We start from the raw sequence: 19,175 nt of genomic DNA, 5'->3' as shown, positions 1-19,175 counted from the left end.
CCCGCGGCCCGCCGCGTGCCTCCCCTGCCCCACCAGCGCTTCGCGGTGACGGAGGACGCGCACTCCTTCCGCGTGTCACTGCCGCTGTCGGACCGCTTCGGGGAAGTGGGCCGCCTGGAGCTGGTGATGTCCCGGGAGGCGGTGTCCCAGCGGGTGCTGCGGCGCTTCCAGCCCCTCTTCACGCTGCTGGGGGGAGGTCTGCTGTTCCTGGGGGCCTTCGTGTCGGGCGCGCAGCGGCTGTGGATACGGCATCCCCGGCGCTGGCTGGGCGCGGCGTTCTCCTTGAGCTTCCTGGGCCTGACGCTGGCCACGTCCCTGGCGCTGGCGGACCTCTATTCGGACGGGCTGCACCAGCGCACCAGCAGCCTGGCGCATTCGCTGGCGCGGCGGTTGAACGAGGCGGCGCGGCTGGGCCTGACGCTCTCGCACCTGCGCGGCCTGGACACCCTGCTGGAGGAGTACCAGCGCACCAACGCGGACCTGGGCTCGCTGGCGCTCATCGCGGATGAACGGGTGCTCGTGCAGGTGGACGCGGGCGCTGGGCGCACGGGAGACGAGCGCTTCGAGTACACCATCGACCTGGAGCTCACGGAGGGCCCGTGGAACCTCCCCGTGCGCCTGGAGGTTGGCGCCGCGAAGGGCGCGCTCCAGGCGCGGCTGTGGCGTACGGTCCCTGGCTTCCTCTTCCTCTTCGCCGCCTCGAGCCTGTTGGGCCTGCTGGTGCTCGGAGCATTGGCACCCCTGCCCCGGCGTGGCTCTGGTTCGCGCGCCGTCGAGCAGCGGACGGTGGGCCGGCTCCAGCCCCTCGCCTTCCTTGGGGGCTTCCTGGAAGGACTCCCGTTCGCCTTCCTCCCCGTCGCCGCGGAGGCCCTCTTACCGGGCGGCGGCGCCGCGCTGCTCGCCGTCGTATTCCAGGGGGCCTGCGCGCTCGCGCTCGTTCCTTCCGAGCGTTACGCGCGGCAGGGTCACATCGGGCGCTGGCTCGTGGTGGCCCTGGGCGTGTCCACCGCGGCCTTCGCGTTGATGGCGTTCACTTCAGACCTGCGCGCGTGGCTGGTGCTGCGCGGGCTCTGCGGGTTCGGGTTGGGAGCGCTGGCCGCCGGGACGCGGGCGTATCTGCTCGCCGCGCTTCCCCCGGGACAGCCGCCCCGGCGCATGGCGCGGCTCACGATGGCCCGGGGTGGCGGCCTGCTCGCCGGCACGGTGCTGGGCGCGCTCGTGGCGGCCCACCTGGGCCCGTCCCCGGTGTTCCTGTTCGCGGCCCTCTGTGGCCTGGGCGCGCTCGCGTATTCGCGGCACTGGCTGCCCCCACTGGAGGCGCGGGACCGGTCCGCCGGGCCTCGAGCCTTCCGCGCCTCCCTCACGCTTCCGCCACTGCCTCCAGGGGCGTGGAGTCCACGCGAGCACCGCCGGGCGCTGCTGTTCGTCGGGCTGCCGTCGTGGCTTTCGCGCGGGGGCGTGCTCGGCCTCGTGTTGCCCCTGTGGCTCGTGGGCGCGGGCCAGGACACGGACCGCATCGGGCAGCTGCTCGCCCTCGTCGCGCTGGGCGCGTTGCTTCCCCATGCCCTGCCGGCACGCCTCGACGGGAGCCGGAGGCTACTTCAGGGGGGCGTGCTGGGCACCGGGCTGTCACTGCTCGCGCTCGCGACCCTCGGCTCGCTGGAGCCCGTCCGCGCGCTGGCGCTCTGCCTGCTGGGAATGTCCCTCGGGCTCGTCCACGCCCCGCTCGACCATCACCTCGAAAGCCAGCCGGCGGAGAGCACGCGAAGGCGCTCCTGGGCCTCCATCACTCCACTGCTCGGAGCGCTCGGGCAGTGCGTGGGGCCGCTCCTCGTCAGCGCCTTCTGGAGGCCCCCGGCGGATCCGCTCCCGGTGCTCGGCGGGCTGGGCGTCGGGGTGCTGCTGCTGGGGGCCGCCCATTCCTGGATGACCCGGGCCTCGCCCGGTCGCGAGGTGCGCCATGCGTGAGTGGCTGCTGGGCCTGATGTTGCTGCTGTTGTGCGTACCTCGCCCGGCTCAGGCACAGCCGGACGACATCTCCACCTGGGTGGCCCTGCCCCCGGAGACACTTCGCGGCTGGCGGGTGGAGGCGACCGCGCAGCGGATCCTCATCACCCCTGAGCAGCCCCCCACGCCCCAGCTCCAGGTGCGCGAGGTGCTGGTGTTGCTCACCGTGGCCCAGAGCAGCCTCAACTGGATCCTGGAGGGCATGCTGCCCGTGCTGCGCAATCAGCACCTGCGGGTGGGACTCACGCTCTACAAGCTCGGCACGGGCCGCGAGGAACAGGAGCGGATGTTGGCGCTGGCGGACTCCGGCCAGTTCGACCTCATCGTCGCCATGGGCTCGGATGCGACGCGCTTTCTCTACAACCGCTTCGGCAACCAGCCCACGCCGGTGGTGGCGCTGTGCAAGTCGCCGGAGCTGTGGCTGGGCTTCGAGGAAGGCGCTTCACAGCAGGCCAAGCCGGACAACATGGCCTTCGTCTCGCTGTCGCTCTCCCCCGACGTGCAGCTGCACTACCTCCAGGAGCTGCTGGGCCCGTTGAAGGCGCTGACGGTGGTGTACGACCGCCGCAACCAGAGCACGGTGGAGGTGGAGGCGGAGGCCATGCGGCGCCTGTCCGCGCGGGACGGCTTCCAGTTGCTGGAGCTGGCGGTGGAGGGCAAGCGTGGCGCGGAGGAGACGCTCTCCGAACAGCTTCCGCGCATGGCCCGCGCGATGCGGCAGATAGACCCCGACGGCCGGCACAGCCTCTTCTGGGTCACCACCTCCTCCGCGGTGTACGACGAACTGGAGCGCATCGACCGATACTCCGAAGGCATTCCGGTGCTGGGCTCCGTGCGCGAGGCCGTGCGCGAGGGGAACTCCAGCGCGGTCATGTCCATTGGCGTGCCCTTCAAGAGCGCCGGCCAGCTGAGCGCGCGCTACATGCTGGAGGTGCTGGGCTCGCGCCTCCCAGCGTCGCGGCTGCCCATGGGCGTCATCTCCCCGCCGGACCTCGCCATCCACCTGCGCCGGGCGCGGCAGCTGGACATCAAGCTGCCCTTCCATTTCCTGGAGCAGGCCAGCTCCCTCTACGACCTGGATGGACGGCTGGTGCGCCAGGACGGACAGCCCGCCGTGTCCGCCCCCACGGCCTCGCCATGAGCGCCGCTGTCGCGAAGCCCGCGCCACTGGAGCTGATGCTGGAGCTGGTGCGCGCGCAGGAGGCGGGCGACCCCTTCCACTTCCGGATGGAGCCACAGGAGTACCTCCTGCGGCGCGCCCGGGGCAGCTACGCGCGCGCGGCGCTCGACTGGGAGCCGGCGCTCCTGTCGGACCTCGCGGAGTTGGAGAAGCCCCAGCCGGACCGCAACGTGGTGCAGCGCCTGGGGGAACGGCTGCGCGCGTTCCTGGAAGGCGTGGGCTGGGACGCGCAGGCCAACGACATCACCGCCGCCGTCAAGGTGGGGCGCCCGGTGCACCTCACCTTCCGCTTCGCCGCGGCGGAGCTCTTCGCGTTGCCCTGGGAGCTGCTCACGCTGGGCACTTCCGGGCGCACCGTGGCGGAGCTGCCCGGCGTCTTCATCCGCTACGAATGGCCCGCGTCCGGAGACCTGCCCACGCAGGGCACCTCCCAGCAGGGCCGCGTCCTCTTCGCCTGGTCCGCCGCCGGAGGCCAGGTGCCGGCCCGGGCCCATCAGCGAGAGGTGAGCGAAGCCTGTCGGCAGGGCGCGTACCCATTCGAGCCGGAGCGTGACGTCCTGCCACACGTCTCGCTGGCGTCGCTGGAGGAGGCGCTCAACCGCCCCGGTGAACCCGTGTCCGTGCTCCACCTGCTGTGCCACGGCGGACGGCGCGGGCAGACGTATGGATTGCTCTGGGACGCGTCATGGGAGGGCGGCGAACCGGAGCTGGTGGACGGCGCGACGCTGCGTCAGCTGCTCATGCCCCACGCGGCGACGTTGCGGCTGGTGGTGCTGTGCGCGTGTCAGAGTGGCGCGGGCGCGACGGACAACCACCTGGGCAGCGTGGCCCAGGCGCTCCATCGCGCGGGACTGCCCGCGGTGGTGGCCTCGCGCCTGCTGCTCTCCGTGCCGGGCTCCGTGGTGCTCACGCGCGCCCTCTACCGCGCGCTGCTGGTGACGCCTGCGTCGCTAGAGGAAGCGGTGGGGCACGCCCGGCGCCTGCTGGCGCTGGACACCACCGCGGTGGATCACGTCTCGCTCCAGCTCTACGCGCGCGCGGAGCACGGCGGAGACACGCGCCCGGTGGCGCTCAGACCCTACCGGGGCCTGCTGCCCTTCCAGCAGGAGGACCGCCGCTTCTTCTTCGGCCGCGAGTCGCTCCAGCAGGAGCTGCTCCAGCGCGTCCACGAAGCGGTGGAGGGCCAGCGTCCCCGCTTCCAGGTGCTGGCCGGTGTCTCGGGCAGCGGCAAGTCATCGCTCGCCCTCGCGGGCCTGCCCCAGGAGCTTCGGGCCGCGGACTGGGAGGTGCGGCTGCTCAAGCCCGGACAGGGCGCGGCGGAGGCGCTCCACGAGGTGCGTCAGGTCCCACCGGAGCGCCGGCAGCTCTTGCTGGTGGACCCCTTCGAGGACCTCTTCACCGCGATGGAGTCCCCGGCGCGCCGAGACCTGGCCACCGCGCTGTGGAGCCTCGCGAAGGACCCCGAGCGCCGGGTGGTGGTGCTGGCCACGCTCCAGGTGGACTACCTGGGACGCTGCGGCGACCTGGTGGTGGACGCGGAGGGCACGCGCCTGGACGCAGCCGTGTATTCGGACGCCCACCGCCTCTTCGTCACGGAGCTCCAGGGTGATGCGCTGCGAGCGGCCATCGAGGGCCCCGCGCACAAGGTGGGGCTGCGCTTCGAGGCCGGGCTGGTGGACCGGCTCCTCCAGGAGGTGGGGCAAGAGCCCGGGTCGCTGCCGCTGCTCCAATACGCGTTGGATCAACTCTGGGAGGAGCGCGAGGGACAGCAGCTTACCCACCGCGCCTACGCGGCCCTCGGCGGCGTCGCGGGGGCACTGAAGCGGGCGGCGAACCGGCTCTATGAATTGCTATCTCCGAGCGCGCAGGGGCAGGCGCGCCGGCTGCTGGTGGAGCTGGTGGACTTCGAGGGCGGACCCTCGCATGGCAGGCGCCGGCGGGTGCGCTCGCAGCAGCTGCGCCCCACCCCTCCGGAGTCCCGCGCCGACTTCGACCGGGTGCTCGGCGTGCTGCTCACCGCGCGGCTGCTGACCCGGGAGGAGGACGCGTCGGGCGTGGAGTGGTTACAGCTGTCGCACGAGTCACTGCTGCGCACCTGGCCGGAGCTGGCGGAGTGGGCCCGCGCGGACCGCGAACGCATCCAACACTTCCGCGAGCTGGAGTCCTGGGCCCGGGACTGGATCGCGCACCGGAGCGCTCCTGACGGCGGCGCGCCCTACCTCCTGTCCGGAAGCCGGCTGGGCTACGCGCAGGACATCCTGCGGCGCTACAGCGAGGAGCCGGGCGAGGACGTCCTCCAACTGCTGGACGCCAGCGAGGCCTCCGCCGAAGCCCAGGACGCGTCAGCGCGCCAGCGCCTGGTGAGGCTGCTGGTGGCCGCGCTGGTGGTGGCCGGAGGGATGGCGGCGCTCGCGTGGAACGCGCGCCAGTTGGAGGCCCGGGCCCAGAGTGAGCGGCAGGAGGCGCAGCACCACGCGCAGCGCGCCCGGGACCTGGTGCTGCTGGACGTCGCCCGGAAGCTGCGGCGGGACAATCCCACGCTGGCCCTGCTCATGCTTCGCGAGGTCCAGGAGCCCGGCCGGCTCCGGGGCTGGGCCCAGGACGTGTCCGGGGTCCTCCAGGAGCCGCTGAGCCGCGCGGTGCTGCGCGGCCACGCCCAGGCCGTGGTCCACGTGGAGGTGAGCTCGGACGGGCAGCGCGTGGTGACGGCGTCGAAGGACGGCACCGCGCGGCTGTGGCGGATCAGTGGCGAGGGCGCCCCGGTGGTGCTCACGGGCCACGCGGGGCCCGTCTACCACGCCACCTTCAGCCCGGCGGGAGGGCAGCGCGTGCTCACCTCCTCGCACGACGGCACGGCGCGGCTGTGGAACACGGCGGACGGCGCGTTGCTGCACACGTTCCGGCACCGCGGCGTCGTGCAGTGGGGCGCCTTCAGCCCGGACGGCCAGCGCGTGGCCACGGCCTCGCGAGACGGGCTGGCGCGGCTGTGGCGGGTGGACGGCACTGGCGAGCCGCACGAGGTGCGGCACCGGGGCGCCGTGCAGACCGTGGCCTTCAGTCCGGATGGGCGGTGGCTGCTGACGGCTTCGCTGGACGGCACCGCGCGCCTGGTTCCCGTGGACGGAAAGGAAGGCCCGCGCGAGCTGCCCCACCCCGCCCCCGTCACCTCCGCCACGTTCGACCCGGAAGGCACCCACGTGCTGACGGTGGCCCGGGACGGAGTCGCGCGCGTCTGGCCCGTCAACGGCGCCACCGCCCCTGTCGCGCTGAAGGGGCACCAGGGCGAGCTGACCACCGCGCGCTTCAGTCCAGACGGGCAATGGGTGGTGACCGCGTCGGTGGACACCACCGCGCGCCTCTTCCGGGCCGACGGGCGAGGCGAGCCCCGCGTGCTGCGCGGCCACCAGGGCGCCGTGCGCCTGGCCACCTTCGGGGGACCGCTGGGCGAGTGGATCCTCACCGTCTCCTCGGACACCACGGCGCGGCTGTGGTCCGCGCGAGAGGACACGCCGCCACGGCTGCTGCTCGGCCACCGGTCCACCCTGCTGTGGGGCGGCTTCGGTCCGGACGGCAAGCAGGTCGTCACCGCCTCCGTCGACACCACCGCGCGGGTGTGGCGTCTGGACGCGCCCCAGGATTCGCTCCCACTGCAGACGTCCGCGGGGTTCCTCTGGTCCGTGGCCTTCAGCCCGGACGGCACGCAGGTGGCCACGGCGTCGCAGGACGGGGCAGTGCGCCTCTGGTCGGAGGACGGCCGGGCCACGCACGTCCTCAGGGGCCATGCGCAGGACGTGCGCTCCGTGGTCTTCAGCCCGGATGGCCGGTGGCTGCTCACGGCCTCGCTGGATGGAACCGCGCGCCTGTGGCCAACGGACGGAAGCACGGCGGGCCGGCGCGTGCTGGCGTCCCAGCGAGAGCCCTTCTTCGGCGCCGCCTTCAGCCCCGATGGACAGCGCGTGGCGCTCGCCTCCAGCCCGCGTACCACCCGCATCGTGAGCGTGGCTGGGACGCGGCCACCCGTCGCGCTGGAGGGCCACGGCGACCAGGTCCGCTCCGTGGCCTTCAGCCCGGACGGCCAGCGCCTCATCACCGCATCTCAAGATGGCACCGCCCGCATCTGGAGCGCGGAGGGGCGCCTCACCGCCACGCTCTACAGCCACGACGACTGGGTCCTCTCCGCCGCTTTCCACCCGAAGGACCCCACCCAGGTGCTCACGTCCTCGCAGGACGGCACGGCGCGCCTCTGGACAGTGGAGAACGGTCGGGTGCGAGGCGTGCGCGCGCTCCTGCGCCACGACGCGCCGGTGCCCTGGGCCGCCTGGAGCCCGGATGGCGGCCGCGTCGTCACCGCGTGCGCGGACGGCCGTGCCCGCGTCTGGCTCACGGACGCGCCCGGTGAGCCGTACCTCGTCCTCTCCGCACACGAGGGCGAGGTGACCTCGGCCGTGTTCAGCCCCCGCGCGGAGGAGCCCCGGCTCGTCACCGGCTCCACGGACGGCAGCGCCCGGGTGTGGCGTCCGCGCGAGCCGCTCCCCATCGAACGGCTCCAGGAGAAGCTCCAGGCCACCAGCTCCGCGTGCCTGACGCCCGGCGAGCGGCGCGGCCTGCTGGGCGACCTGCCCGCGAAGGCCCTGGAGGCCAACGCCGCGTGTGAGCAGCGGCACGGACGCGCACCGCTCCCGGACGAACCCTGAAGCCTCACAGCGGCGCTCACAAATCCCAGACACCCGGCGTCTTCCAGGCACCCACGGCCCGGCCTCCGCCGGGGCCGGCAACCCGGGAGTCCACCCGATGGCCTTCTTTGGCTTTGGTTCCAAGTCCCCCAAGTCCTCGCAGTCCGACGAAGCCCCCGAGTCCACCGAGCCGAAAGGCGAAACATTCCAGGCGCTGACGCTGGAGCAGCTGCGTTCGTTCCTGACCCGACTGCCCAAGGCGCGCGCGCAAGAGGTGCTGCCGCACCTGAACGACGCCATGTCCGAGGCGGGCATCAACACCCCGCGCCGCCAGGCCGCGTTCCTGGCGCAGCTGGCGCACGAGAGCGCCGAGTTCCGCTACTTCGAGGAGCTGGCGACCGGCCGCGCCTACGAGCGGCGCAAGGACCTGGGCAACGTCAAGCCGGGCGACGGCGCGCGCTACAAGGGCCGCGGGCCCATCCAAATCACCGGCCGCACCAACTACCGCGCCGCGGGCAAGGCGCTGGAGCTGGACCTGGAGGAGAACCCCGCCCGCGCGGCCGACCTGGACGTGGGCTTCCGCACCGCCGCCTGGTTCTGGAACAGCCGCAACCTCAACAAGCACGCCGACAAGGGCGAGTTCGACGCCATCACCCGGCGCATCAACGGCGGCTACAACGGCAAGGCGTCGCGCGAAGCCTACTACCAGCGCGCGCTGCGGCTGCTGGACAAGAAGTGAGCTGAAACACGAAGAGCCCGCGACCTGAAGAAGGCCGCGGGCTCCGTTGTCGTCATGGCGTCTACTTGCGCTTGGACGGAGTGGACGCGGGCTCGGTCGTCGCTTCCTCCTCCGTGGAGGTGCTGCCGTCGGAGGACTCGACGGTGCCGCCCGCCAGGTGCTTGCCTCCGGGACGGAACAGCATGCGCACCGTGAGCTTGCTGGAGTCCTTCTCGTTGAGGTCGTGCAGGCGCGTGTGTTCCTTCTTGGTGCCGCCGCCGAAGAGGGAGAACCAGCGCTTGGGCTGCGGCTTGTCCTCGGGGATGTCGCTGTCCTGCTCCGTCATCTCGAACTCGAAGCTGGCGGAGACCTCCAGCTCCGCCACGGAGAAGGAATAGTGCTTGCGGGCCGTCTCCTCCGCGATGTCCAGCGAGGACTGGACGGCCAGGATGAGGTCGTGGATGAGGACTTGCGCGTGGTCAGGCGTGGGATTGGGCTTTGCCATGGGATGGGATGGGAGGAAGAAGGGTGGATGGCGAGCCGCCACCGCCGGTGCTCCAGAACGAAGCACCGGCGGCGACGGGTGTGTCTTGATTCAGCGTGTTCCGGTCAGACAGACGGCTGGCTTCAGGCGCCGCCGCCGGTGCTGCCACCCTGGGCCGCGAGCAACGCCGCGGGCTTGATGGTGCACTTCACGGTGAGCCCCATGTGCTCCTTGTAGTCGAGCGTGAGCTTCTCCTTGATGCTCATGCGCCAGACGTTGAGGGCAACGTCCGTCTCGCTCTTGATCTCGAAGTCGCTCGTGAGGTTCACCTCGAAGTAGTACTCGGCGATCGTCATCGGATCCATGCCGGACGACATGAGGCGCTGCGCGGTGCGGGCGGCACCCGCGAAGGCGATGATGTAAGCGGACAGCTGGGCGGCGGACTGCATGGGCGTGCTCCTGGGATTGGGTTGACGGCGGACATGCCGGGCACTGCGTCCACAGGACGTCGCACGCCATTTGTGTGTGAATGCCAACGCCAGACATCCCCGGCTCACACGGCCGCCCTCCGCCGCGTCCTGCCGTCACGCGCACGACTTCCCGGGCGCGCACGCCAGGAGCCATCCCCAAAGATGAGCACGCAGAACGTCGAGCTGTTGTTGTCCCACGCCGATTCACACGAGCCGGTGGCCCCCGACGGCCTGCCCGCCGACGCCGCGATGCGGGTTCCGCGCGACGACGACGCGCAGGGGCGCGAGGAGCGCCACCTGTGGGACGACGGGGAAGACCCCAACTCCCTGCCGGCGCAGCGCTGGGGGCTGGTCGCGCCGGAGGGGCCTGAAGGAGACCGGCTGCTCGCGCTGATGGAGCCCCTGCGCCGGCACCGGCAGGAGCAGCAGGACGGCCACCCGGTGCGCGTCTACCGGGTGAGCCCGGAGCTGGCGGCGGAGGGGCGGAACCTGGAGGACTTCACCCGCTGGGTGCGCGTCGTGCTGGACGACGAAGTGGTGCCCGTGGCGGACCGGCCCCGCTACCTGCTCTTCCTGGGGGACTTCCACCAGGTGCCCTTCGAGTTGCAGCAGGCCGCGGCCCACGACGCCTACGTGGGGCGGCTGGCCTTCCGGCGCGACGAGGACTACGCGGCCTACGTGGACAAGGTGCTGCGCTGGGAGAACGCGCCCTCCGCCGAGCGCCAGCCCCGCTCGCTCTTCTTCACCGTCCACGACGGCACCGCCGCGACGCGGACGGGCTACCAATCATTGGTGGCCCCGGCCATCGCGTCGGCCCGGCAGGCGCGAGAGCTGGGCCGCTTCCCCGCGCGGGACGTGCTGGAGCTGGGCATGCCAGGAGAACCCGGCGCCAACGCGCTGCTGGAGCAGGCCGCGCACCAGGACCCCACCCTGCTCTTCTCCATGAGCCACGGCCTGGGCAGTCCCCGCGCGGGCTGGCGGAGCACCGACGCGAAGCTCGCGCTCCAGGGGGCGCTCAACCTGGGCGAAGGCCAGCACCTGGATGGCGCGGCGCTGGCCCAGCGGCCCTTCCTGCCCGGCGGCATCTGGTTCCTCTTCGCGTGCTTCGGAGCGGGCACGCCGTCGCGCAGCGCCTTCCATCACTGGCTGAAGCAGTTGCAGGCGGGAGGCCAGTTCAGCGGGAGGCTGGAGTCACTCACCGCGGCGCTGCCCCGGCCCGGGGAGCGGCCCTTCGTCGCCGCGCTGCCGCAGGCCGCGCTGGCCAACCCCCATGGGCCACTGGCGGTCATCGGCCACGTGGACCTGGCGTGGACGTATGGCTTCCAGGACCGCGACCACCGCCAGGGCAAGGTGTCCCGCTTCATGGAGCCGCTCCAGCAGCTGGCGCGGGGCCGGCGCGTGGGCCTGGGCCTGAGCTGGCTGCTGCGCGGGAGCCACCAGGCCAACCTGGAGCTGACCACGTTGTATGACCAGGAGGAGGCGGCCCGGAGCGCCGGGAAGCCCTCCACGGTGGAGCCGCTGCGGCGCTCGCACCTGTGGATGCTCCGTCAGGACCTGGGCGGCTACGTGCTCCTGGGCGACCCGGCCGTGCGTCTGCCATTGGCTCCGCGCTGACGGTTTGAAACAACAAGAACCCCGGGCGGCGCGCAAGGCCCCCCGGGGTTCGAGCTTTGTGACGCCCAGGGCTCAGGTCGAGCGGTGCCCGCGGCGCTCCACACCGTGCAGCGTGAGGTTGCGCAGGGTGTCGTCGGCCAGCTCGAAGAGGCTGGCCTGCGCCTTCAGCAGCTGGTCGTGCACCAGCTGCTCCAGCGCGTAGAACGGCGCCAGGGTCTCCAGCGCCTTGCGCACCCACTCCTCGTGCTGCGAGCGCAGCGGCCGCGCGGCGGCGTCCCCCTCCACGAACTGGCGGGAGTACTCGAGCGCGGAGCGCTGAGCTGCGATGGCCTGGTGCAGGGCGCCCCGCCCCAGGTCCATCAGGTGGGCATACGGATCGACTCTCTTCGCTTCGGTCATGGCATTGCTCCTTCGGGTCAAGACAGGTGGGTTCTTCTAGAGGCGGTGGACGACGGCGCCCCCTTCGGCCGGCGCCAGGTCCTCGTCACCGAACGCCTGGGGCCCGTTCGCCACGGCCTGCGTCCACGGCGAGGTCGCCAGGGCACGCTTCATGTCCCGGTAGCCGTCCGCCCGGCGCTCCGCGATGGAGGCGCGGGAGAACTCCGCGTCGCTGCTGGAGATCTGGTGCTCACCGCGCTGGTACGTCAGGTGGATGATGTCCAGCCGGGGCGCGGGCTTCGCCAGGGGCTCGTCGCTGAACGCGAGCGGCGAGGACGCGGACACGTGCCGCGTCACCTGCGTCGCGGTCCGGCGCAGGTTCCACACGGTCGCGAACTGGTCCACCTGCTGCGACGTGCGGCCCGCGAACTGGATGGACTTCATGCGCCAGCTCGCCTCGTCCAGGTTCTTGGGCAGCGGCGCGCGCGCCTCGAACAAATCAATCATGAAGACCAGGGAGTGCCGCTGGGGCGGGTCGTCCAGGATGGCGTTGAGCGGCGTGTTCGTGACGCAGCCGCCGTCCCAGTACAGCTCCCCGTCGATGAGGCTGGGCGGGAAGGCGGGCGGCAGCGCGCCGCTGGCGAGCACATGGTCCGGCCCCAGGGCGCTTCGCGTGTTGTCGAAGAACACCAGGTGGCCGTCGCTCACGCGGGTGGCCCCCAGGCTCAGCCGCGTCGCACGGGAGTTGATGTATTCGAAGTCCACCAGCCGCCGCAGCGTCGAGCGCATGGGCCGGGTGGAATAGAAGCTCAGCGCCTCCGGAGAGCCCGGCGGCGCGAGCAGCGGGGACAGCGCGCGGGGCGCGTAGAAGCCGGGCTGGCCGAAGAGCAGGCTGGTCATGTGGCTGCCCAGGTTGAAGAGCTGGCGCAGGCGGCCCTTGAAGAGCGAGCCCCACTCACTTCCCGGCCAGGACACCTCGCGCCAGAACGCCTCCAGCCGCTCGAGCCGCTGCTCCGGGCGGTTGCCCGCGACCAGCGCGGCGGTGAAGGCGCCAATGGAGATACCGGAGACCCAGTCCGGATGCAGGCCGGCCTCCTCCAGGGCCTGATAGGCCCCCACGTGGTAGGCGCCCAGGGCCCCGCCGCCTTGAAAGACGACGATGACCTGCGGGCGCTCCTGGGGTGCTTGCGGCTGTGTCATGGATGTCCTCTCGCGAATGCTGCGGTGGAGTGCCGCCCCGGAGGAGCGGGGGGCTGATGGATCCCAATCCACCCTTCCCAGTCCCCCGCTCCCCGAGGCAGCCCTCCAGGGACGTCCGCGCCCGCGCGCTTGTGAATCCACGCCGGCCCCCGAGGTCCTGAATTTCACACCCGGCGGGCGTCCGCGTCCTTCAGGCGCAACTTTCAACCCTGGAGACAGACATGAGTGGACGCGTGGCAGTGGTGACAGGAGGAACGCGCGGCATTGGCGCGGCGAGCGCCGACGCCCTGCGGCAGCAGGGTTACCGCGTGGCGGTCACCTATTATGCGAATGAGCAGGCGGCGCAGAACTTCACGGGGCGCACCGGCATCCCGGCGTTCCGCTTCGACGCCGCCAACACCGCCCAGTGCGTCGCGGGCGTGAAGAAGATCGTCGAAGCGCTGGGTCCCATCGAGGTGCTGGTGAACAACGCCGGCATCACCCGGGACGCCATGCTGCACAAGATGACGTCCGAGCAGTGGAACGAGGTCATCCAGACGAACCTCACCTCGTGCTTCAACCTGTGCAACGTCGTGGTGGGCCCGATGCGCGAGCGTGGCTTCGGCCGCATCATCAACATCGGATCCATCAACGGGCAGACGGGCCAGCTGGGACAGACGGCCTACGCGGCGGCCAAGGCGGGCATGCATGGCTTCACCGTGGCGCTGGCGCGCGAGGGCGCCGCCCGCGGCGTCACCGCCAACCTCATCGCGCCGGGCTACATCGACACGGACCTGGTGCGCACCGTGCCTCCGGAGGAACTGGTGCGCATTCGCACGCGCATCCCCGTGGGCCGCCTGGGGCGCGCCGACGAAATCGCCCGCGCCGTGACGTTCCTCGCCTCCGACAAGGCCGGCTTCATCACCGGCTCCACGCTCACCATCAATGGTGGGCAGCACATGTACTGAAGGAGGCCGCGAATGAACGCATCCCTGGAGCCCATGCGGCGCGCCTTCCTGGAAGTCCTCCTCCGGCTGGCGATGGACCCCCAGCGGATGCTCGCGGCGGGAATCGACCTGTGGGGACGCTCCCTGCGCGGGGGCGTCCCACCGGAGCCCGCCCCTTCCGCGCCGGACCGCCGCTTCCGAGATCCGGCGTGGAGGGAGCAACCCTTCTTCGACGGCCTGCGCCGCGCGTACCTCACCGGCGCGGACTGGCTGGAGCACCTGGTGGCCCAAGCGCCGGGCGTGGACCGGCACACGGCACACCAGGCGCGCTTCTACGCGCGCCAACTCACCGACGCGCTGTCACCGTCCAACTTCCCCGCGCTCAACCCAGAGGTGCTCCGCGCCGCGCGCGAGTCCCACGGCCGGAGCCTGCTCAAGGGACTGGAGGCGCTGTGCGAGGACCTGGCGCGGGGCCAGGGCCAGCTGGCGACGCGCATGACGGACCGGCGGACGTTCCGGCTGGGAGAGAACCTGGCCACCACGCCGGGCGACGTGGTCCATGAGGAGCGCCTGTTCCAGCTCATCCAGTACCGGCCCACCACGCCCACCGTCCACCGCCAGCCGCTGCTGGTGGTGCCGCCGTGGATCAACAAGTTCTACATCCTGGACCTGCGCCCGGAGAACTCGTTCGTCCGCTGGGCGGTGGAGCGCGGGTACACGGTGTTCCTCATCTCCTGGGTGAACCCCGACGAAACGCACGCGGACGTGGAGTGGGAGGACTACCTCGTGCACGGATTGATTGCCGCGCTGGAGGCCGTCTGCCGCGCCACCGGCGAGGAGCGGGTCTCCACGCTGGGCTACTGCATCGGAGGAACGCTGCTGGCGTCGGGGCTCGCGTGGCTCGCCGCCCAGAACGATTCGCTCATCGCCAGCGCGACGCTGCTCACCACGCAGGTGGACTTCAGCGAACCGGGGGACCTGGGGGCCTTCATCGACGCGCCGCGGTTGGAGCGGCTGGAGGCCCACATGCGCGAGCGCGGCTATCTGGAGGGGCTGGAGATGATGACCACCTTCAACCTGCTCCGGGCGAAGGACCTGGTCTGGCCCTTCGTGGTGAACAACTACCTGCTCGGCCGGGAGCCGGCCCCCAGCGACTTCCTCGCGTGGAGCACCGACCCCACGCGCATGCCCGCGCGCGCGCACGCGACGTACCTGCGGGAGCTGTACCTGCACAACCGCCTGGTCCAGCCGGGCGCGCTGTCGCTCGCTGGCGTCCCCCTGGACCTGGGCCGCGTGAAGACGCCCCTCTACGTGCAAGCCTGCCGGGAGGACCACATCGCGCCCTTCCGCTCGGTGTACCGGGGAGCGAGGAACTACCGGGGTCCCGTGCGGTTCGTGCTCGCGGGCTCGGGCCATGTCGCCGGCGTCATCAACCCGCCGTCCGCGAACCGGTATCGCTATTGGGTCCCGAAGCCCCGTCCGGGCGCGTCACCTGGAAACGCGCCTGCGTCCGCCCCAAATGCTGATGTATTTGCGTCGCATTCAAACGCAGTCGCGTCATTCCAGGACGCGGATGAGATTGCGCTCCGCGGCAAGACGGATGTGATTGCGTCGACACCGGACGCATCGGCGTCCTTCATGGACGCGGATGGAATTGCGTCGCACGCGGACGCCGATGCGTGGCTTCAGGACGCAAAAGAACACTCAGGGTCCTGGTGGACAGACTGGGAGTATTGGCAATCCGAGCGTTCGGGAGAACGCGTCCCAGCCCGGATCCCCGGCGAGGGAGGGCTTCGCATCATTGAAGCGGCTCCGGGGCGCTATGTGCGCTCGCGCATCCTCCCGGAATGAGTCGCGCGAGCCGTGCTCCGCCGGCCTGCCCGGACGGAGCACGGACTTGCGCTCAGCGAGGGCACGGCTCTTGCGAAAGGGTGGTCCGAAGGATTCCGTACGCGAGCTGGATGCGCTTTCTCACGTTGCAACTGGTCAACCGGAGCTGTTCAGCGATGTCGGCATAGGACATGTCCTGGAGGTAGCGCATCACCAGGGGCACCCTCAGATTGGGGGGCAGCGCCTCGATGCATTCGCGGACCGCCGCGGCGCTCTCGCGCTGGAGCAGGCCCGCGTCGGGCAGCTGCTCCTGGGACTGAGGCTCCGCGGACTCCAGGTCCTCCATCCACTCCTCGGTGTCGCCCCAGCGCTGGCGCTCGCGGTGGATGTCCATGCAGACGTTGTGGAGGATGCGTCCCAGCCACGCCCTCGGGTTGAGGATCTTCCCAGGCGACACGTAGTTCTGGTGGGCCCGGAGCATCGCGGTGTCCACCGCGTCCTCCGCGTCCACCACGTTCCCGCCCATCAGCCGCAGCGCCTGCTGCAACAACGGCTCCTTGTGCTGCTCCCATACACGCCAGAAAGAGGGATTGGTGTTTTCGCTCACGGTTTCCAGTGCTCCAAAAGTGCATCTGGAAACGGAGTAGCGAGATGTCTGTGAACAACCCTTGATCATCTCCAAAAAGGGCAGCCCGGAAATCCACGGGAAATCACAAGCCGTAGCGACCAGCGTCTTCCTGGCGTTCACCCCCCGAACGCATGGCGGAGCCAATGAGCGCGCGACAGGAAGCGGAGCAGGACACCCTCGAGGAAGCGAACCCCCTGAAGGAGCACCTCGCACTCCAGTGGAGCAGGCAGGCGGGCGCGAGCTTCCCGAAGTTGTGGGTGGGTCATCTGGAGGGCGACGAACGTGGCGTCTTCGCCAAGGTGCCCATCGCGGCGGGAGAAGAGGTGCTGCGGGTGCCACGCGCGTGCCTGGTGACGCTGGACGTCGCGAGAGCGTCGGACATCGGCCGGCTCATCGACGCGCACGCGCCGGACACGAGCGAGGAGTGCTACCTGGCGGCGTTCCTGCTCCAGGAGAAGGAGCGCGAGGACTCGGCCTGGAAGCCGTACCTGGACGTGCTGCCCCGGTCCTTCCCGCACCTGCCGCTGTTCTTCGACGCGCAGGAACTGTCGCTGCTCCAGGGCTCCTCCGCGCTGCGCGAGGTGGCGCGGTGGAAGGAGATGCTGCTCGCGCGCTACGCCCTGCTGGCGCAGCGGGTGCCGGGCTTCGAGCGCTTCACGCCCGACGCGTACCTCTGGGCGCAGCACGTGTTGATCAGCCGCAGCTTCGGCCTGACGGTGGCGGGCAAGCTCACGCGGTGCTTCGTGCCGGTGGCGGACATGCTCAACCACCGGGCCTCGCCGCGCCTGGTGTGGGGCAACACGGAGGACGGTGAGGCCTTCGTGCTGGTGGCGCACGAGCCCGTGGCCGCGCGCGAGGAACTGCACATCAGCTATGGCATCAAGTCCAGCTGCCGGTTCCTGCTGAGCTACGGCTTCGTGCCGGAGGACAACCCGGACGACACGCTGGTGCTCTACCTGGGCGTGCCCGAGGACGCGGTGGAGGCGGAGGGAAAGCGGGAGCTGCTCGCGCTGGCGACTCCGCTGTCGCGGCGCCGCTTCGAGGTGCCGCTGCACTACGGGCATGCCTCCACGGTGGCGATGTTCTCCTTCCTGCGCGTGGCGTGCGCGAACGCGCGGGAGCTGGCCCGGCTCGCCGAGGAGGCCCGCGAGGAGCAGGGCCTGGGCGAAGTGCCACCGCTGAGCGCGGAGACGGAGGAGCGCGTCTTCCGCTCCCTCCACGACGCGTGCGAGGCACGGCTCGCGGGCTTCGAGACGACGCTGGAGGAGGACGAGCAATTGCTCCAGGAGGCGGACCTGTCGCGCAACGCGCGCAACTGCCTGCTCTTGCGGCGCGGTGAGAAGCGGCTGCTGCGGGCCTACGCGGGCCTGGCGCTCGCCTTCCTCCCCGCGCTGAGCCCCACCCCGCCCGGCCCCGTCGTGGGCGGATGAGCCGGCTTCATTCCCAGACTTCAGGACCACAGGACATGACCATGGACAAGAAGATCATCGCGGTGGTGGGAGCAACGGGCGAAGAGGGAGGCGGCCTCGCACGCGCCATCCTCGCGGACACGCAGAGCGGCTTCACGGTGCGCGCGCTCACGCGCAAGCCAGGCTCGGAGCTGGCGCGCAGGCTGGCGAAGCTGGGCGCGGAGGTCGTCGCGGCGGACGTGAGCGACGCGAAGAGCCTGAAGGCCGCGTTCACCGGAGCGCACGGCGCCTTCTGCGTCACCAGCTATTGGGAGAAGCCCGACCCGGAGCGCGAGCTGGCACAGGCGCGGACGATGGCGCACGCCGCGAAGGAGGCGGAGGTGGCGCACGTCATCTGGTCCACCCAGGAAGACACCCGGCGCCTCATCCCTCCGGAAGACACGCGGATGCCCATGCTCAAGAGGCACTACCGCGTGCCGCAGTTCGACGTGAAGGGCGCGAGCGATGCGTACTTCAGCGGCCTGGACCTGCCGGTGACGTTCGTGCGCACCTCGTTCTCGTGGGAGAACCTGCTGTCGTTCGGATTGGGAGGAAAGCGCAACGCCGACGGCACGTTCGACTTCGTGCTGCCCACGGAGGACCAGAAGCTGCCCGGCATCGCCACGGAGGACGTGGGCGGATGCGTCCACACCCTCTTCCAGCGCGGGCCGGAGGCATGGGCGGGCCGGACGGTGGGGCTGGCCAGCGAGCACCTGACGGGCCAGGAGATCGCCCTGACGCTGAAGCAGGTGCTGGGGCAGGAGGTGCGCTTCCACTCCATGGAGCCGGAGGTCTACCGGACGTTCAACTTCCCCGGCGCGTCGGAGCTCGCGAACATGTTCCAGTTCATGCGCGACTTCTCCCCGGAGTACTGCGCCGCCAGGGACCCCGAGCTCACGCGCGAACTGAATCCCCAGGTGCAGTCGCTGGCCCGGTGGATTGAACGCAACAAGGCCCGCTTCGTGCGCGCGGCGTGATGGGTGGTGGGCCCTGCCTCCCGGTTTCGCGGAGGCAGGGCGTCCTTCAGCCGCGCGGGATTTCAGACCGAGATCTCCCGGCCGCCTCCACCCACCCCGGGAGGAGGCGGCGGAGGCCCCTTGTCCCATCCATCCTTCCAGAAGAGCCCCATCGCGCCCTGGCAGCTGAGGAAGAACAGCGCGGGGGTGACGATCTTCTTGGGCAGGTACTTCACCAGCCCCTTACCGAGGACCCAGCTGAACGCCGAGCCGCCGACGAACTGCCCCACCTGCTGTTGTCCCCAGTCGAGGGTGTTCTGCTGAGCCTCGGGAGGCAGTGCCTTCCAGAGGGTCGCGACGGTCGCCGGATCGACCTTCAGCCCCGCGGCGTACCGGAGCCCCGCCCGGATCGCCCGGGCCGTGAGCAGGTTGTGGTACTGGATCACCTGCTGTTGCTGCGGGCCCTGCAGGCCCAGCTGCCCGAGCGTGCGAAGCCCACCGACGAACAGCTGGGGAGGCTTGCTCGCGAGGCCGTAGTAGATGCCCCAGAAGAAGGGATACTGCTTTTGCTTGTCGTCGCCGCTCACGGTCATCGCTCCTTGGATGTGGGAGATTCCTCCCACGAAGAAGACGGTGAAGCCGTTCGCGCGTGAAGCTCGGACC

At 71.0% G+C, this 19,175-nt stretch carries 15 protein-coding genes; 9 read left to right on the top strand and 6 right to left on the bottom strand.

Annotation, left to right across the window (positions count from 1 at the left end; translation table 11 throughout):
• The 4 genes from D7X99_RS33010 to D7X99_RS32995 form a co-directional block, all read left to right on the top strand.
• The coding region (locus D7X99_RS33010) for an MFS transporter (protein WP_147476325.1) at positions 1–1,968 on the top strand (1,968 nt) is incomplete at its 5' end.
• Positions 1,961–3,148, top strand: coding sequence for an ABC transporter substrate-binding protein (locus D7X99_RS33005; protein WP_121781216.1), 1,188 nt, complete (start codon positions 1,961–1,963; stop codon positions 3,146–3,148). The genes D7X99_RS33010 and D7X99_RS33005, both read left to right, overlap by 8 nt.
• A complete protein-coding gene (locus D7X99_RS33000) occupies positions 3,145–7,881 on the top strand; it encodes a CHAT domain-containing protein (RefSeq protein ID WP_121781215.1) in 4,737 nt (1,578 codons plus the stop codon). The genes D7X99_RS33005 and D7X99_RS33000 overlap by 4 nt, the downstream gene beginning before the upstream one ends.
• 97 nt (positions 7,882–7,978) lie before the next feature.
• Complete coding sequence (locus D7X99_RS32995) at positions 7,979–8,599, top strand: glycoside hydrolase family 19 protein (protein WP_121781214.1); 621 nt, start codon at positions 7,979–7,981, stop codon at positions 8,597–8,599.
• Positions 8,600–8,660: 61 nt separating this feature from the next.
• Here the strand turns inward: D7X99_RS32995 and D7X99_RS32990 are convergent, their stop codons facing one another.
• On the bottom strand, positions 8,661–9,083 hold the full coding sequence (locus D7X99_RS32990; RefSeq protein ID WP_147476324.1) for a hypothetical protein: 423 nt from the start codon (positions 9,081–9,083) through the stop codon (positions 8,661–8,663).
• Positions 9,084–9,205: 122 nt separating this feature from the next.
• The gene (locus D7X99_RS32985; protein ID WP_120565777.1) at positions 9,206–9,511 is read right to left on the bottom strand and encodes a hypothetical protein; all 306 of its coding nucleotides are present in this window, start codon (positions 9,509–9,511) and stop codon (positions 9,206–9,208) included.
• 183 nt (positions 9,512–9,694) lie between these two features.
• Between D7X99_RS32985 and D7X99_RS32980 the strand changes: the two genes are divergently transcribed.
• Positions 9,695–11,146 carry a hypothetical protein gene (locus D7X99_RS32980; RefSeq protein ID WP_121781212.1) on the top strand — a complete coding sequence of 484 codons (1,452 nt, stop codon included), beginning with the start codon at positions 9,695–9,697 and terminating at the stop codon, positions 11,144–11,146.
• Between the two features lie 72 nt (positions 11,147–11,218).
• Here D7X99_RS32980 and D7X99_RS32975 read toward each other — a convergent pair whose 3' ends face one another.
• Together D7X99_RS32975 and D7X99_RS32970 are read right to left on the bottom strand one after the other, a co-directional pair.
• Positions 11,219–11,545, bottom strand: coding sequence for a hypothetical protein (locus D7X99_RS32975; RefSeq protein ID WP_121781211.1), 327 nt, complete (start codon positions 11,543–11,545; stop codon positions 11,219–11,221).
• A gap of 36 nt (positions 11,546–11,581) precedes the next feature.
• Complete coding sequence (locus D7X99_RS32970) at positions 11,582–12,724, bottom strand: patatin-like phospholipase family protein (protein WP_121781210.1); 1,143 nt, start codon at positions 12,722–12,724, stop codon at positions 11,582–11,584.
• Positions 12,725–12,945: 221 nt separating this feature from the next.
• Here D7X99_RS32970 and phbB point away from each other — a divergent pair, with 221 nt between their 5' ends.
• Entirely contained in the window at positions 12,946–13,671 is a 726-nt protein-coding gene (gene phbB, locus D7X99_RS32965) for an acetoacetyl-CoA reductase (protein ID WP_120576496.1), read from the top strand.
• A gap of 12 nt (positions 13,672–13,683) precedes the next feature.
• Positions 13,684–15,501 carry an alpha/beta hydrolase gene (locus D7X99_RS32960; protein WP_121781209.1) on the top strand — a complete coding sequence of 606 codons (1,818 nt, stop codon included), beginning with the start codon at positions 13,684–13,686 and terminating at the stop codon, positions 15,499–15,501.
• Between the two features lie 52 nt (positions 15,502–15,553).
• Here D7X99_RS32960 and D7X99_RS32955 read toward each other — a convergent pair whose 3' ends face one another.
• Complete coding sequence (locus D7X99_RS32955) at positions 15,554–16,087, bottom strand: RNA polymerase sigma factor (protein ID WP_158620752.1); 534 nt, start codon at positions 16,085–16,087, stop codon at positions 15,554–15,556.
• A gap of 164 nt (positions 16,088–16,251) precedes the next feature.
• Here D7X99_RS32955 and D7X99_RS32950 point away from each other — a divergent pair, with 164 nt between their 5' ends.
• Both D7X99_RS32950 and D7X99_RS32945 read left to right on the top strand, forming a co-directional pair.
• Positions 16,252–17,538, top strand: a complete 1,287-nt coding sequence (locus tag D7X99_RS32950; RefSeq protein ID WP_158627107.1) for an SET domain-containing histone-lysine N-methyltransferase — start codon at positions 16,252–16,254, stop codon at positions 17,536–17,538.
• A 35-nt stretch (positions 17,539–17,573) separates the two neighbouring features.
• A complete protein-coding gene (locus D7X99_RS32945) occupies positions 17,574–18,533 on the top strand; it encodes an NmrA/HSCARG family protein (RefSeq protein ID WP_199756393.1) in 960 nt (319 codons plus the stop codon).
• Positions 18,534–18,595: 62 nt separating this feature from the next.
• Here the strand turns inward: D7X99_RS32945 and D7X99_RS32940 are convergent, their stop codons facing one another.
• Positions 18,596–19,099 carry a hypothetical protein gene (locus D7X99_RS32940; protein WP_147476323.1) on the bottom strand — a complete coding sequence of 168 codons (504 nt, stop codon included), beginning with the start codon at positions 19,097–19,099 and terminating at the stop codon, positions 18,596–18,598.
• Positions 19,100–19,175 lie beyond the last annotated feature (76 nt).

This window comes from Corallococcus sp. AB032C, from assembly GCF_003668935.1.
GTDB lineage: Bacteria > Myxococcota > Myxococcia > Myxococcales > Myxococcaceae > Corallococcus > Corallococcus exiguus.
Note: the sequence above shows the minus strand (reverse complement) of the source record. Positions and strands in the feature narration are given on the sequence as shown.

Coding starts and splice junctions, on each gene's coding strand:
- D7X99_RS33005 (WP_121781216.1), top strand. CDS start 1,961: ATGCGTGAGTGGCTGCTGGGCCTGATGTTGCTGCTGTTGTGCGTACCT.
- D7X99_RS33000 (WP_121781215.1), top strand. CDS start 3,145: ATGAGCGCCGCTGTCGCGAAGCCCGCGCCACTGGAGCTGATGCTGGAG.
- D7X99_RS32995 (WP_121781214.1), top strand. CDS start 7,979: ATGGCCTTCTTTGGCTTTGGTTCCAAGTCCCCCAAGTCCTCGCAGTCC.
- D7X99_RS32990 (WP_147476324.1), bottom strand. CDS start 9,083: ATGGCAAAGCCCAATCCCACGCCTGACCACGCGCAAGTCCTCATCCAC.
- D7X99_RS32985 (WP_120565777.1), bottom strand. CDS start 9,511: ATGCAGTCCGCCGCCCAGCTGTCCGCTTACATCATCGCCTTCGCGGGT.
- D7X99_RS32980 (WP_121781212.1), top strand. CDS start 9,695: ATGAGCACGCAGAACGTCGAGCTGTTGTTGTCCCACGCCGATTCACAC.
- D7X99_RS32975 (WP_121781211.1), bottom strand. CDS start 11,545: ATGACCGAAGCGAAGAGAGTCGATCCGTATGCCCACCTGATGGACCTG.
- D7X99_RS32970 (WP_121781210.1), bottom strand. CDS start 12,724: ATGACACAGCCGCAAGCACCCCAGGAGCGCCCGCAGGTCATCGTCGTC.
- phbB (WP_120576496.1), top strand. CDS start 12,946: ATGAGTGGACGCGTGGCAGTGGTGACAGGAGGAACGCGCGGCATTGGC.
- D7X99_RS32960 (WP_121781209.1), top strand. CDS start 13,684: ATGAACGCATCCCTGGAGCCCATGCGGCGCGCCTTCCTGGAAGTCCTC.
- D7X99_RS32950 (WP_158627107.1), top strand. CDS start 16,252: ATGAGCGCGCGACAGGAAGCGGAGCAGGACACCCTCGAGGAAGCGAAC.
- D7X99_RS32945 (WP_199756393.1), top strand. CDS start 17,574: ATGACCATGGACAAGAAGATCATCGCGGTGGTGGGAGCAACGGGCGAA.